The organism is Sphingomonas fuzhouensis, assembly GCF_034659795.1.
GTDB lineage: Bacteria > Pseudomonadota > Alphaproteobacteria > Sphingomonadales > Sphingomonadaceae > Sphingomonas > Sphingomonas fuzhouensis.
The window spans coordinates 100,107-112,858 of the sequence record NZ_JAXSQY010000003.1; the positions used below are offsets into that span (position 1 = coordinate 100,107).

Below are 12,752 nucleotides of genomic sequence, written 5' to 3' on the forward strand. Positions count from 1 at the left end.
GCCCCCCAAGAGATACGCGCGAGGCTATGGCCCCGATCGGACGCTGGCAAGGGGGACGGTGCCGGTCAGTCCGCGACTTTCTGCGCCGCGACGATCCGGGCGTCGCTGCCCAGCGTGTAGAGATAGGTTTTTCGCTGCTCGGAACCGGGCCGGTAGCGACGCAGCGTCCGCGCCTGCTCGCGCGACAGGGCGAAGCGGACATAACCGGCCTTGACCAGACATTGGTCCACTTCGGATTGCAGTTGCGCCTGCAGGGAATCGGCCTGCCGGTCCGGCGCATAGGCACGCCGCAACAGGACCTGCCGCTCGCTGCGGGCGAACGCGTCGTCATTGCCCATCGGCGGCATGTTGTTCTCGCGGTCCAGCACGTCGGTCCCGCGCACATAGCGTTTGGTCTGCGTGTCCCCGGCCACGTCGCGCCGGGTCGCCTGCAGTATACAGGCCCGGCTGCCCCCTTCGAAGTCCTGCCGTGAGGCGCCGGGCTTGCCCCAGCTATAGCTGTCGGCCGCCAGCGCCGGGACAGACGTCAATGCGCACAGCATGGCAAGCGGCGGGCCGATCCTCAGCATGACCTCTCCTTTTATCTATCGCTCCAGCATAATCGAAAAGTCCGGCCGCGTCATGCCGCAGCATTGCCCGTAGGAACATGGATGAAAAGCGATTCATCCTTTCTTGGTGTCTGATCGATATGGACAGGCAGTTCTGTTCCACCAAGCATCAGGGGAGCTGCCATGGGGCGTTCCGGTTCGGGCTATAAAAACCGGGAAGCGCGCCGACAGGTCCTGATTCCCTGTCGCATCAAATCCCCCCGTGGATGGGGCGATGCGTGCATCCATAATATCTCGTCACGGGGCATGATGATCGCCTGCGACGATGCGCTCACGCCGGGCGAATATCTCGATCTGCGGCGCGGGCGTCAGGTGGTGATCGCGCGCGTCGTGTGGCGGCGCGACCGCTTCGCGGGCGTTCGGACCCAGGATGTCATCAGCGCCGATACGATGCTGAACGAACCCCGGCTGGAATCGCGCCCGACGCACGACGATCAGGGGCAGGAACGCCGCGTGTCGCGCCACCGCATGACCAGCGAGATCAACGCCGCCCGCCGGATGGAACGCAGCCGCTCGATCTCCAGCGCGATGCAGTTCGGCGCGCTCGGCCTGTTCGGTCTGATCGCGGCGATCACGATCGCGACCCAGGTCGGCCATCTGCTGGCCGCCCCCGTCGCGCAGATCGGCCGGGCAATCGGCCAGTGATCCCGGCGCGGTTCAGTCCGCGTCCGCCCGCAGCGCCGCCGCCAGCCATTCGGGGCGGAGCGCATCGGCCAGCGCTTCGACGCGGCGATGCTCGACCATCAGGCCCAGTTCGGGATAGCACGCGCGGGTCCGATCCCCCGCTTGCGCCAGCGGGGCCACCACCAGCCGCCGGTTGACCTTCGCACGGTGATGCATCCGCGCCGTATTCTCCTGCCCGACATAGCAGCCCTTGGTGAAGCTGACGCCGTTCAGCTCGCGGGCATTGCATTCCAGCCACAGCGTCTCGCCCGAGCCCAGTTCGCCGACCCCCTCGGTCACGCCCAGCGACAGCCGGTGCGCGGTCCACCGGCTCGCCGCCGCGCCTGCCGGGGCCAGCCAGCGATGGCCCAGTTCGGCCAGGCGTGGGTCGTGGGGGCGGCCTTCGGCATCACGGGACCAATGCACGGCCAGCCCCTCGACCGGCGCGATCGTGATCGCGCGGCGCAGCCGGTACATGGCCAGCCGCCGTATGAGCGCATCGGCCTGCGCCGCCTCGGCATCGATCAGCACATCCTCGCCGTCCGCCCACAGGATGAAGTCGAACAGCGCCTTGCCCTGCGGCGTCAGCAGCGCGGCCCAGCGTGGGTGATCGGGCTCCAGCCCGATGACATCCTGCGTCACCAATCCTTGCAGGAATCCGCGCACATCCTCGCCCGCCACGCGGATCAGGCGGCGATCGATCAGGGTCGTGGCAGCGGTCGCATCGGGGGCGGTCGTCGGGGTGGTATCGCTCATCCGGGCAAGGTAGGAAGGCGCGCTCATTCGCGAAAGGCCCGTTTGTCATGACCTTCGACCTGCTTCTCTCCGGCGGCACCGTTCACACCCCCGGCGGCCCGGTTCGTGCCGATGTCGGCGTGCGCGACGGCCGGATCGTCGCGATCGGGGCGACGGGGGATGCGGGTCGCGTGATCGACTGCACCGGGCTCGACATCCTGCCCGGCGTGATCGACAGCCAGGTGCATTTCCGCGAGCCCGGCCTGATGCACAAGGAAGACCTGGCCAGCGGCAGCCGCGCAGCGGTGATGGGTGGCGTGACGGCCGTCTTCGAAATGCCCAATACCAAGCCGAACACCGATTCGGCCGACGCGATCACCGACAAGCTGACCCGCGCCAGGACCATGTATTGCGACCACGCCTTCTATGTCGGCGCGACCAACCACAATGCCCGCGACCTGGCCGAGCTGGAGCGGATGCCGGGCACGGCGGGGGTGAAGATCTTCATGGGCGCCTCGACCGGCGACCTGCTGGTGTCGGAGGATGCGCGGCTGGCCGAAGTGCTCGCCTCGGGTCATCGCCGCGTCGCCATCCATGCCGAGGACGAGGACCGGATGAACGCGCGCGCGGGCGAGCGGATCGAGGGCGATCCCGCCTCGCACCCGGTCTGGCGCGACGATGAGAGCGCGCTGCTCGCCACTCGCCGCATCCTGCGCCTGGCGCGCGCGGCCAATCGGCGCATCCACATCCTGCACGTCACCACGCCCGCCGAGCTGGAATATATCGCCCAGCACAAGGACATCGCGACCTGCGAGGTCACGCCCCAGCATCTGACGCTGGCGGGCGAGGAAGCCTATCCGCGCCTCGGCACGCTGGCGCAGATGAACCCGCCGATCCGTTCGGGCACGCATCGCGACGGTCTGTGGCACTGGCTGAACCAGGGCGTGCCCGACGTGATAGGCTCGGACCATGCGCCGCACACGCTGGAGGAAAAGGCCAAGCCCTATCCGGGCAGCCCCAGCGGGATGCCGGGCGTGCAGACGCTGCTGCCGCTGCTGCTCGACCATGCGGCGAACGGTCGCCTGTCGCTCCAGCGGGTGATCGAGCTGACCAGTGCGGGGGCGCAGCGCATCTTCGGTATCGTCGGCAAGGGGCGGATCGCCGCCGGGTACGATGCGGACTTCACCATCGTCGACCTGAAGAAGCGCTGGACCATCGAGGATCAGTGGCTTCAGTCCAAGTGCGGCTGGTCGCCCTTCACCGGCATGGAACTGACCGGCAAGCCGATCGGGACGATCGTGCGCGGCCAGGTGGCGATGTGGGAAGACCAGCTCGCCGAGGCACCGACCGGCCAGCCGATCCGCTTCGAAGCGGTCGATTTCGGATGAGCGCGGTACGGTGGGTGCGCGACATCCGGGTCTATTGCCCGGTCGCCCCCGCCACGCTGACCGCGCTGCTGGCGGGCGATCCGGGCGCGGTCGAGCGGGACCAGACCGCCGCCGCCCTGCTCGCCATCCTGCGCACGCCCCCGCTCGGCGATTTCGGACGATATCGCGAGGTGGTGGAACTGGCGATCGGCTATGAAGGCTTTCGTCCCGGCGACGGGGCGGTGCCGACGCTGGGGACCGTGGGTCAGGCAAGCTGGTCGCCCACCGTCATCCTCACCGCGATCTACGATGCCGGGGCGGATGTGGATGCCCTGACCGAGGCATTGCTGGCCGTGCATCCCTGGGACGTGCCGGTCATCACGCTCAGCGAGCCCTATCGACTGCTGGTTCGGGGACAGGGCCAATAGCGGTTGATGGGGGCCAGAGCGGGATGACATGAGATGCCCCCTCCCCTTCAGGGGAGGGGCCGGGGGTGGGGCGGAGCCGCAAGCGTGCGGTTCGGGGCAATGCCCCACCCCAACCCCTCCCCTGAAGGGGAGGGGCTCATGATGGTTCAATGCGATGTCGTCAGGGTTTAGACTCGCAAATCGGGTCCGCGCGGAGCCACCCGCCCGACCGGTCAATCAGAACGGTAGCCAGCGCGCCTTGTGGGTGAAGTTCATATAGCCGACATTCACGCCCGCGCGCCAACCCACGCCCAGCCGCACCGGGATCAGCACGACATTGCCGCGCCGCAAATAGGTCGCGGCGAACCCGCCGACGAAATAGAGCCGCCCCTCGGCCGCCGGGAAGCGGTGGAACAGCTCCTCGGTATCGTAGAGATTATAGACCAGCACGAACACCTTGTTCGCGTCGCCACCGATATCGAAGCCCAGCGAGGGCCCGGTCCAATAGACCGGCATCTGCCCCTCGACCTTATGGGTCATGATGCCCGAACCATAGCGAAGCCCGACGACGAACGCGCCAGAGGCTTCACGCCCGGCGATATAGGCGTTGGGGCGCCCCTGTTCGCGCAGGATACGCTCGATCATGCCCGCCAGGCCCTCGGCGCCCTTGCCGAACACGTCCTCACCCGCCGCCATCAGATCGTCGCGCTCGAACGTGTCGGCAGCCTGGGTCGTCTGGGTCGCCCGCGAATCAGGCGTGGTGACGGGCGGATTGGTGACCGGCGGCTGTTGCACGGGCGGCGTCGACTGGACCGGCGGGACGTCGTCCTGCGGTACATTATGCGGCTGTTGCGCCGGGCGCGACGGCTGCGTGCCCAGGTCGCTGTCGATGCCCTGATTGGGATCGATCGTGCGGACCTGCGCAGTGGCAGGCCCGGTGGCGACCAAGGCAAGGCCGCCCAGCAGCGACAGACCCAGACAGACGAAACGCATGACTTTGCAACTCCCCCGGCGAACCGATCCGGCACGTTAACCAGCCCACGCCTTGCGTGGCAATGAATGACGAAAAGCGGCCTAGTCGATTTTCCTCATAAAATCCCGCCCAGACCCGGTTGATTGCCTCCCCTCACCCCGCTATAGCCGCCCCCTGCCGCAACCGGAGACGTGGGTGAGTGGCTGAAACCAACGCTTTGCTAAAGCGTCGTACGGGAAACCGTACCGAGGGTTCGAATCCCTCCGTCTCCGCCACATCTCGTTGATTTTATTCGATAAAATCTCGAACGACGATTTCCTGCCCACATTCATGCCTACTTTTGATTTGGTTCTTAGCGACCAGACGTGAACGCTGGCGAAGCGTGCGTTGCGTGATTCTGAAATCTATTTGTTTTGCACAAGCTGATGGCATGCAGACGCGTGTCGGCTTGGGCTTCACGCTGACGCGTTCAATTCGAGCTGTCTCACAATCCCATTCGGTGCCGCCGCGCAGCCTTGCGCGCGACCTATGTCGTGATCGGTCCCAGCCGAGTTCCAGAACATGTCGAGCGGCCAGCGCTCTGGGCAGTGCGCGATCAGGCAGCGCAGTGCGACCCGCACTTCGATAGTGTCGACCTTGCCCTTTCCCGGCCGGGCGGCGGCCGCGCGCAGGATGTGGAGGGACAGCTCGGTGATGATCCGTTGATGGCGAGACACAGGCGATCAATGGAAGTTGCGCGACTTGATCCGCACCACCTGCTCGGGGTCCTGGCCAGTGGCTTGCGGCGGCCAATGGCGGTCGCGCGGACCCGGTCGCCACCGTGCCACACATAAGATATCGGGACGGAACGCGAGCTCCTCCGCCGACCCTCAGCGCATGAGATCGTCGGCGAAGCGACGGAGCAGCTTGCGCAGGTCGTCCAGTTCGGCGTCCGTCCAGGATGCCAGAATATGATTGGCGAGCCTTTCGCGCGCGGCGTTCAGCGCAACGATCATGTCGAGCCCCTTTGCGCTGACCGTCGCCTCCCGCACGCGCTTGTCCGTCGTCGACGGCCGACGTTCGACAAGGCCTAGTTCCTCCAGCTTCGCTATCTGACGGCTGACCGTCGTATGATCGCGACCGGTGCGATCGGCCAGGTCGACGACCCCGATCGGTCCATATCGCCAGATCCGCCCGAGCAGCGGGAACAACGCCCGGTCGAGCGCGATACCCGCCTCCTCGATCAGCCGGTCATCGCGGCGGGGGCGGTTCATCTCGTCGACCAGATCGATGACGGCGCCGTGCAGGTCGCGAAGGATAGCACCATCGTGTGTATTATTCACGCTTTTCATTGCCCCTCCGGTTGCATCGATATATGTGCATATTGCACATTAGTTCGTGGAGATGGCAATGTCCTACGATACCGACGTCCTGATCATCGGCGCAGGGGCCGCGGGTCTCACCCTGGCCATCGATCTTGCGCGCCGCGGCGTGGCCTTCATGCTCGTCGAACAGAACGAGCGACCGTTCGGCGGCTCGCGAGGCAAGGGCATCCAGCCCAGGACGCTGGAGGTGTTCGAGGATCTCGGCTTTGTCGATCGGCTTGCCGCGATAGGTGCGCCCTATCCCCCGGTGCGGGAGTATCGCCCGGACGGAAGCGTGCATGACACGTCGCTGACCGGAGACGCCGTACCGACCCCGGCCGAACCCTATGTCGCGCCGTTGATGGTGCCCCAGTTCGCAACCGAAGCCGTGATGCGGGAGCGGCTGGTCGAACTCGGGCATAGGCCCGCGTTCGGCCGGAAACTGGTAGGGTTCGATCAGGATGCCGATGGCGTGACCGCCCGAATCATCGATAGCACTGGCGACCATGTCATTCGCGCCCGCTACCTGGTCGGCACGGACGGCGGTCGTAGCGCCGTGCGCCATATGCTCGGCATAGGCTTTCCTGGAGAAACGCTCGGCATCCGCGCATTCGTCGCCGATGTGCAACTGGAGGGGCTCGATCGGACCGCATGGCATCGTTTCCAGCGCGGCACCGGCGCGACGCAGGTGATGATCTGTCCGCTCGCTGGGACGGACCTTTTCCAACTTCAGGGGCCGGTGCCGCTGGAGGGAGAGGTCGACCTGTCTCCCGCTGGCCTGACCGCACTGGTCGCGGCGCGCACCGGGGTGCCGGGGATTGTCGTCCGTTCGGTCCACTGGTCGTCGGTCTATGCGATGAACGCGCGCTTAGCGGACCGATATCGGAGCGGGCGCGTCTTTCTCGCCGGTGACGCGGCGCACATCCATCCCCCGACGGGCGGCCAGGGCCTCAATACCAGCGTCCAGGACGCGTATAATCTCGGCTGGAAGCTGGCAGCGGTTCTCGCACGCGCGCCAGCGACTTTGCTCGACAGTTATGAGGAGGAACGCCGTCCGATCGCAGCGGACATGCTAGGGCTGTCGACCCGCCTGCTCGGCGAAGCGCGGGAGGGGCCCATGCGTCGCAACCGCGAGGTCAGGCAGCTCGATCTCGGCTATCGGTGCTCGTCGCTGTCCGTTGCGGGGTCGCAGACCGGCACGAGACTCCAGCCTGGCGATCGCGCGCCGGACGCACCGTGCCGTGGCAGCGCTGGCCAGCCGACGCGGCTCTTCACTGTGTTTCAAGGGCCGCAATGGACGCTGCTCGGCTTTGGCACGGGGGGAAGACCCGCCGCTCGTCCGGGCCTTCGCATGGCGCTGATCGGTGATCGGGGGGATCTGGTGGACGATGGCGGTCATATCGCCGCCGCCTATGGATTGCGCGCCGATGAATGGGCGCTCATCCGGCCGGATGGTTATCTGGCTGGGATACTCGGCACCGACGAACGCGAAGACGGGCTCGAACGCTATCTGGACGGCGTGCTCCCCGCAAAGCCGCAATGACGCGCATCCCCACCACCTGCCATTGTTCGCCATGTCACGGATGCGGCGGTCTCTGGACCCATTATGATGAGGCGGTAATCGCGAGGAGACTATGGATATGAGCGATCAAAAAACCGGCGTGATGGTGCAAGCCCGTCTCATCCCCTTTCCGTCCTCGATCAGTCCAGAGGCGCGCGCCAGCCTCGAACGGCAGCTGAATCAGGATGGCGTTCCATTGAACGCACTCTACACCATGCCCTCGCCCGACGATCATGCTGGCTGGATGACGGTCAAGGCAGCGGCGGAGGGTCACTATGCGGCGGCTGTGAAGGGACTGGCTGGCACGCTGCACTCAGGCGTGGAGACGATCCGAACCGGCGATACCACGATCCATATCGCGACGCCCGACAGCAGGACTGCGCCGGGCTGCGCCTATCTGGACTTCCACGGCGGCGCACTGGTGTTCGGTGGCGGCGACGCCTGCCGCGCGCTGGCGCGAATGCAGGCGGACCGCCACGGGCTTCTATGCTACGGCGTCGATTACAGGATGCCGCCCGAGCATTGTTATCCCGCAGCGCTGGACGATGCGATGGCGGCGTATCGCCACGTGCTCGAACGCCATGCGCCGGCATGCATCGTCATCGGCAGGCGATCGGCGGGCGGCAATCTGGCGGCCGCAATGCTCCTACGCGCGAAGCATGAAGGGCTTCCGCTGCCCGCGGGTTTGGTGCTGCTCTCCCCGCAGGTCGATTTGACCGAATCCGGCGACAGTTTCCAGGTCAACCACATGGTGGACGTCGTGCTGCCCTGCTCGCTCATGCGGAACAACGAGCTATATGCCGGGGGCGCCGACCTGTCGCATCCTTATCTCTCGCCCTTGTTCGGCGATCTCAGCAACTTCCCGCCGATCTTCCTTCAGTCGGGCACACGGGACCTCTTCTTGTCCAATACGGTTCGCATGCACCGCGCGCTGCGCCGGGCGGGTGGACGCCCTTCAAAGGTGTGGAAGATCCGAACGAGCGGATCGATCTGGTTGCCTGGACCGATCATCATAGCGCCTGCGTCGCCGCACAAGTGGTCGGGAACGCCGCTGAATTTGCGGACTTTCGCGGCTCAGTCGCGACGGTCGCGAGCATGGCCCACTACATCGCTCCGTCACTCGACCCGCAGCCGGTCGTGCCGGGGAGCGGCATCGAGCTTGGTCGCTTCAGGCTGAAGCCCGGCATCGAGGAAAGCTCGATGCGAGCCACCTATGCGGCGATGGTGTCCCGTCATCTGGGGCACCAGGCTGGATGGCGGCGCCAGCATCTTGTAAAGCTACAGGATGGCACGTTCATCGATCTGGCCTTTGCCAGGGACCAAGATCATGCCGAAGCGATCTGCGCCGGTTGGATCAGCAACGTGGATTGTGAGCACTTCCGCTCCATGATCGAGCCAGTGGGCATGGAATTCGGCACGATCGTTTGAGTTGGCCGTGCAGGTCCGGGCTTTCCCGAAATTCGATCCCAATGGGAATGCCCCGGCCGTCTCACGGCCCGTTCCTAATCGGGAAGGCGGACGTTCGTGTTCTCTACTTGTCTGTCATCGCTTCGATGGCATGATCTGCGTTGATCGCATCCCATCTTCGGGCAAAACCGTCGCATGATCCTGACGAGCGCGATGATGATCCTAGCGCAAGCTGCGACTCCGTCCCCGGCAACGCAGAGTGGCGATTGGCTCGGGACGTTGACGCTGCCGTCACGGGCGACGTTGCGAATCGCGGTGCATTTCAGCGTCGATCGTGACGGTATTCTCCGCGGCAGTTTCGACAGCCTCGACCAGCGTTCTTGGAATACCCCGCTCGACGCCATAATGATGACGTCGACGACGCTGACGTTCACGGTGCCGAGCAACGGCAGTCGATACACCGCGCACTGGGACGCCATGACGCGGCGCTGGGTAGGCGTCTGGTCGCAGGGGGGTGCGCAATTGCCGCTGTCGCTGGCGGCCGGCGGTCCGCCGCCCCGCTCCGTTGGGTCGGAGGATGCGTGGACATTGCCGTCCGATGCCGAAATCTGCGAGATCCTCGATCGCCGCATCGCGCAGCGTCCGGGCGAGGCGATCGTGGTCGGCGTGATCGATGCGGGAGGCCGCCGCATCGTCGCGCGCGGTCCGGCTAAGACGGATACACTGTCCGAGATCGGCTCGATCACCAAGGTGTTCACCGGACTGCTGCTGGCCGACATGGCGGCACGCGGCGAAGTCGGGCTGAACGATCCTGCCGCGAAGTATCTGCCGGCCGGATGGACGCTGCCGGTGCGGGGCCGTCCGATCACGTTGCTCGACCTCGCGACGCATCGCTCGGGGCTGCCAAGGCTGCCGCTCAACCTGCCCTTCGCCGATGAAGGCAATCCTTATGCCGACTACACCCCGGCGCTGATGCGGGAATTTCTGAAGTCCTGGGTGCCCGATCGCGAACCGGGGGCGGCGTATGAATATTCAAACCTAGGCGTCGCCCTGCTCGGCCAGATCCTCGCGCAGCGGGCCGGTACGGATTACGCGACACTGGTCCGGACACGCATCACCGCGCCCCTGCACATGGACGATACGCGGATACGTCATGCTCGCGGGGATATGCGCCTGCAGGCGACGCCGCATGATGAATATCTTCGGCCGGTCGCTCCCTGGGACGACAGCGTGATGGCACCGGCAGGCGGGCTGCGATCGGATGCAGGCGACATGCTCGACCTGCTGGCGGCGAATCTCGGCTTTATCCCCACGTCGCTCAAGCCGGCGATGGACATGATGCAGGTGATCCGTGCCGAAGGCGACGGGCCGAAATCGGCGATGGGCATAGGGTGGATGATCAATACCACTCGGGTCGGCCGGGTCGTGACGCATGGCGGTGCGACCGGAGGCTATCTTGCGCGGATCGCGTTCGATCCGGTGCGTCGACGCGGCGTGGTGGCACTGGCCAATGCCATGACGCAGCCCGGGGTCGATGACATCGCGATGCACCTGCTGACCGGTTCGCCGATCGCTGCCGCTCCGCCGCCAGCGGAGCCGCCCGCCGCCCGCCCCTTCTTCGCCATCCCGCCGGCGGGGCTAGACCGGTTCATCGGTCGCTACCGGCTCGCGCCGGATCAGGTCATCACCGTGTTCCGGTCGAAGGACCGGCTGATGATCCAGTTGATCGGGCAGCAGGCGCTGCCGATCCGGACATCGGGGCCGCTGGCGTTCTTCGGCACGATCGTGCCGTTCGATCTCACCTTCCACGAAGCAGCCGGGACCATCGATGCCGTGACGCTGCGGCAAAACGGCGAGGAAACCGTCGCGCCTCGTATTGCGGAGCCGTAATTGGCAGCTTGGCGAGGCAAGTACGTGTGACCAGGCTATCTACTTTCTCAGGAGCGTCCTGGATCAGGGTTTTGAGAAACCGCCAGCTTTCCCGTTTCCCGATCCCAATAGGGAAGAATGTAAAACGCCCGTTACGGGCTTGCCGGCACAAGTTGCGTGAATAGCTCGACCACGCTGCGGGGCGCGCTGTTACCGAAGAACAGCGACAGGTTTTCGGCCGATAGTCGCGCGACCTCGCTGCTTCGCGGGAACATCGCACCTTCATACGCGGATAACGCGGCTTCAACATTGTTGCCATGGTCCATGATCGTCTGAGCCAACTCGGCACCATCGAGCATCACGAGGTTGGCGCCCCCGCCCGCGAAGGGCGACATGAGGTGTGCCGCATCGCCGATTAGCGTCACGCCGGGCATCCTCGGCCACTGCACACCGGGCTTGAGCGCATAGATCGGGCGGATCGTCGGCGTGGTCGGGCTATTGGTGATAAGGTGGGTGAGGTGATACGACCAGCCAGCGAACTGCTGCGCGATGAAGGACAGCCCCGCCGCCATATCATCGAAATCAACTAAGCGGACCCATGCTTCCGGTTTGTTGAGGGCGATATAGCCCGTCACGCTGCCGTCTGCGTGCCGATGCGCGATGATGCCCTTGCCCGGTGCTACCGCCATCATGGTGCGATTCCCGATCGCCGCGATACTGATGGCATTGGTCGGATCGCTGCCGTTCAATGCGATCTCGATAAAGCAAATGCCGGAATAGATCGGGTTCGCATCGGAGAGGAGCGGCCGAACCTTTGACCAAGCGCCGTCCGCCCCGACCAGGATGTCTACCGTTTCGGACGTGCCATCGGCAAAGGTGATGTGATGGCGGCCGTCGCCGAGCGGCGAGAACGACACAGCCTTGCGCCCCCAGTGGATGGCTTGAGCGCGAAGAGAGCTCATCAGCAACGTGCGTAGCTCTCCGCGCTCGACCTCGGGACGCGTCGACGCTGCACTTCCCGGTGCGTCGAATAGGATGGTGCCCTTGCCGTCTACCACACGCTTGGCATCTTCGCCGGGACGGACGAGCTTCAAAAAGGCGTCATACAGACCTGCTGCCTTCAGCGCCGGTTGGCCGCTGTTCTCGTGCATGTCGAGCAAACCGCCCTGCCATCGGGCGGTTGCTGAGGCCTCGCCCTCATAGATGGTTGACCCGATTCCGTGACGGTGGAGAACATTGGCGAGCGTCAATCCACCCAGTCCCGCACCGATAATGCCAACCGTCTTCTGCATATGCGCGCTCCCCGGCCGCTGCGGCTTCACACGATGCCGACGGCAGTTTCTTGGAAGACGCTGGCCCACCGCGCGAAGCGCGGCCGACGTATCTGCGGCCTCGGAAGGCGGAACCCCCGGTGAGCGCCGTTTTTCGCGACGTCGTGCTGATATAGGTGTGGCAAGTGGTTCGCGTTAGACTGACAGCACCGTCCGCGCTTTTTCCACCAGCGTTACGCCTTTGCGCCATGTCAGCATCGCGAAGGCAAACGCGCCCGCAATCAGCAACGGAAACCATCCACCATCCATAAGCTTGATGGCGTTTGCCGAAAAAAAGATGAGGTGAAGAATGAAGAAGCCGCCATTGACCATCGGTGACGGCACCGACGCAGGAAGGCTTTGGCACGAGCCTGCTGCGCATGTTGCTCGCCCGTGAAATCGGTGGTCGGGTGGATATCTCCTATGCCCCGACGGGCATGATCTTCACGGCGCAGTCACCGCTTTATACGCCGCGCCGCCCGTAAGCGCGCCGTTCTCTTCTCCTTTCG

The 12,752-nt window shown here is 65.2% G+C and carries 15 protein-coding genes and 1 tRNA gene; 9 read left to right on the forward strand and 7 right to left on the reverse strand.

Going from position 1 to position 12,752, the window contains the following annotated elements:
- Positions 1-65: 65 nt before the first annotated feature.
- Entirely contained in the window at positions 66-569 is a 504-nt protein-coding gene (locus U1H82_RS08590) for a hypothetical protein (RefSeq protein WP_322964520.1), read from the reverse strand.
- 162 nt (positions 570-731) lie between these two features.
- Between U1H82_RS08590 and U1H82_RS08595 the strand changes: the two genes are divergently transcribed.
- Positions 732-1,253 (forward strand): PilZ domain-containing protein, encoded by a 522-nt coding sequence (locus U1H82_RS08595; protein WP_322964521.1) that lies wholly within the window; start codon positions 732-734, stop codon positions 1,251-1,253.
- A 12-nt stretch (positions 1,254-1,265) separates the two neighbouring features.
- Here U1H82_RS08595 and ygfZ read toward each other — a convergent pair whose 3' ends face one another.
- Entirely contained in the window at positions 1,266-2,027 is a 762-nt protein-coding gene (ygfZ, locus tag U1H82_RS08600; protein WP_322964770.1) for a CAF17-like 4Fe-4S cluster assembly/insertion protein YgfZ, read from the reverse strand.
- Positions 2,028-2,074: 47 nt separating this feature from the next.
- Between ygfZ and U1H82_RS08605 the strand changes: the two genes are divergently transcribed.
- Positions 2,075-3,394: a dihydroorotase gene (locus U1H82_RS08605; protein WP_322964522.1), complete on the forward strand. Its 1,320-nt coding sequence runs from the start codon at positions 2,075-2,077 to the stop codon at positions 3,392-3,394.
- Complete coding sequence (locus tag U1H82_RS08610; RefSeq protein WP_322964523.1) at positions 3,391-3,801, forward strand: hypothetical protein; 411 nt, start codon at positions 3,391-3,393, stop codon at positions 3,799-3,801. Before U1H82_RS08605 ends, U1H82_RS08610 begins: the two co-directional genes overlap by 4 nt.
- Positions 3,802-4,017: 216 nt before the next feature.
- On the opposite strand, the gene U1H82_RS08615 is transcribed toward U1H82_RS08610, so the two are convergent.
- Positions 4,018-4,773, reverse strand: coding sequence for an EipA family protein (locus U1H82_RS08615; protein ID WP_322964524.1), 756 nt, complete (start codon positions 4,771-4,773; stop codon positions 4,018-4,020).
- Between the two features lie 165 nt (positions 4,774-4,938).
- Between U1H82_RS08615 and U1H82_RS08620 the strand changes: the two genes are divergently transcribed.
- A tRNA-Ser gene (locus U1H82_RS08620) sits at positions 4,939-5,028 on the forward strand.
- Positions 5,029-5,208: 180 nt separating this feature from the next.
- On the opposite strand, the gene U1H82_RS08625 is transcribed toward U1H82_RS08620, so the two are convergent.
- Both U1H82_RS08625 and U1H82_RS08630 read right to left on the reverse strand, forming a co-directional pair.
- On the reverse strand, positions 5,209-5,469 hold the full coding sequence (locus U1H82_RS08625) for a hypothetical protein (RefSeq protein WP_322964525.1): 261 nt from the start codon (positions 5,467-5,469) through the stop codon (positions 5,209-5,211).
- A gap of 153 nt (positions 5,470-5,622) precedes the next feature.
- The gene (locus tag U1H82_RS08630; protein ID WP_322964526.1) at positions 5,623-6,084 is read right to left on the reverse strand and encodes a MarR family winged helix-turn-helix transcriptional regulator; all 462 of its coding nucleotides are present in this window, start codon (positions 6,082-6,084) and stop codon (positions 5,623-5,625) included.
- Positions 6,085-6,142: 58 nt separating this feature from the next.
- Between U1H82_RS08630 and U1H82_RS08635 the strand changes: the two genes are divergently transcribed.
- The 4 genes from U1H82_RS08635 to U1H82_RS08650 all read left to right on the forward strand — a co-directional run bounded on the left by U1H82_RS08635 (position 6,143) and on the right by U1H82_RS08650 (position 10,954).
- Entirely contained in the window at positions 6,143-7,639 is a 1,497-nt protein-coding gene (locus U1H82_RS08635) for an FAD-dependent oxidoreductase (protein WP_322964527.1), read from the forward strand.
- A 97-nt stretch (positions 7,640-7,736) separates the two neighbouring features.
- A complete protein-coding gene (locus tag U1H82_RS08640; RefSeq protein WP_322964528.1) occupies positions 7,737-8,834 on the forward strand; it encodes an alpha/beta hydrolase in 1,098 nt (365 codons plus the stop codon).
- Positions 8,835-8,857: 23 nt separating this feature from the next.
- The gene (locus tag U1H82_RS08645) at positions 8,858-9,085 is read left to right on the forward strand and encodes a hypothetical protein (protein ID WP_322964529.1); all 228 of its coding nucleotides are present in this window, start codon (positions 8,858-8,860) and stop codon (positions 9,083-9,085) included.
- Positions 9,086-9,259: 174 nt separating this feature from the next.
- Positions 9,260-10,954 carry a serine hydrolase domain-containing protein gene (locus U1H82_RS08650; RefSeq protein ID WP_322964530.1) on the forward strand — a complete coding sequence of 565 codons (1,695 nt, stop codon included), beginning with the start codon at positions 9,260-9,262 and terminating at the stop codon, positions 10,952-10,954.
- 131 nt (positions 10,955-11,085) lie between these two features.
- Here the strand turns inward: U1H82_RS08650 and U1H82_RS08655 are convergent, their stop codons facing one another.
- On the reverse strand, positions 11,086-12,225 hold the full coding sequence (locus tag U1H82_RS08655; protein WP_322964531.1) for an FAD-dependent oxidoreductase: 1,140 nt from the start codon (positions 12,223-12,225) through the stop codon (positions 11,086-11,088).
- Positions 12,226-12,399: 174 nt separating this feature from the next.
- Positions 12,400-12,576 carry a KUP/HAK/KT family potassium transporter gene (locus U1H82_RS08660; protein WP_322964532.1) on the reverse strand — a complete coding sequence of 59 codons (177 nt, stop codon included), beginning with the start codon at positions 12,574-12,576 and terminating at the stop codon, positions 12,400-12,402.
- 2 nt (positions 12,577-12,578) lie between these two features.
- Between U1H82_RS08660 and U1H82_RS08665 the strand changes: the two genes are divergently transcribed.
- Positions 12,579-12,728: a hypothetical protein gene (locus tag U1H82_RS08665; RefSeq protein WP_322964533.1), complete on the forward strand. Its 150-nt coding sequence runs from the start codon at positions 12,579-12,581 to the stop codon at positions 12,726-12,728.
- The last annotated feature ends 24 nt before the right edge of the window (positions 12,729-12,752 follow it).

What these genes read in the sequence shown, in the direction of transcription:
- U1H82_RS08660 (WP_322964532.1), bottom strand. Translation starts at nt 12,576, where the DNA reads ATGGTCAATGGCGGCTTCTTCATTCTTCACCTCATCTTTTTTTCGGCA.
- U1H82_RS08640 (WP_322964528.1), top strand. Translation starts at nt 7,737, where the DNA reads ATGAGCGATCAAAAAACCGGCGTGATGGTGCAAGCCCGTCTCATCCCC.
- U1H82_RS08610 (WP_322964523.1), top strand. Translation starts at nt 3,391, where the DNA reads ATGAGCGCGGTACGGTGGGTGCGCGACATCCGGGTCTATTGCCCGGTC.
- U1H82_RS08615 (WP_322964524.1), bottom strand. Translation starts at nt 4,773, where the DNA reads ATGCGTTTCGTCTGTCTGGGTCTGTCGCTGCTGGGCGGCCTTGCCTTG.
- U1H82_RS08655 (WP_322964531.1), bottom strand. Translation starts at nt 12,225, where the DNA reads ATGCAGAAGACGGTTGGCATTATCGGTGCGGGACTGGGTGGATTGACG.
- U1H82_RS08595 (WP_322964521.1), top strand. Translation starts at nt 732, where the DNA reads ATGGGGCGTTCCGGTTCGGGCTATAAAAACCGGGAAGCGCGCCGACAG.
- U1H82_RS08630 (WP_322964526.1), bottom strand. Translation starts at nt 6,084, where the DNA reads ATGAAAAGCGTGAATAATACACACGATGGTGCTATCCTTCGCGACCTG.
- U1H82_RS08645 (WP_322964529.1), top strand. Translation starts at nt 8,858, where the DNA reads ATGCGAGCCACCTATGCGGCGATGGTGTCCCGTCATCTGGGGCACCAG.
- U1H82_RS08590 (WP_322964520.1), bottom strand. Translation starts at nt 569, where the DNA reads ATGCTGAGGATCGGCCCGCCGCTTGCCATGCTGTGCGCATTGACGTCT.
- U1H82_RS08635 (WP_322964527.1), top strand. Translation starts at nt 6,143, where the DNA reads ATGTCCTACGATACCGACGTCCTGATCATCGGCGCAGGGGCCGCGGGT.
- U1H82_RS08650 (WP_322964530.1), top strand. Translation starts at nt 9,260, where the DNA reads ATGATCCTGACGAGCGCGATGATGATCCTAGCGCAAGCTGCGACTCCG.
- U1H82_RS08605 (WP_322964522.1), top strand. Translation starts at nt 2,075, where the DNA reads ATGACCTTCGACCTGCTTCTCTCCGGCGGCACCGTTCACACCCCCGGC.
- ygfZ (WP_322964770.1), bottom strand. Translation starts at nt 2,027, where the DNA reads ATGAGCGATACCACCCCGACGACCGCCCCCGATGCGACCGCTGCCACG.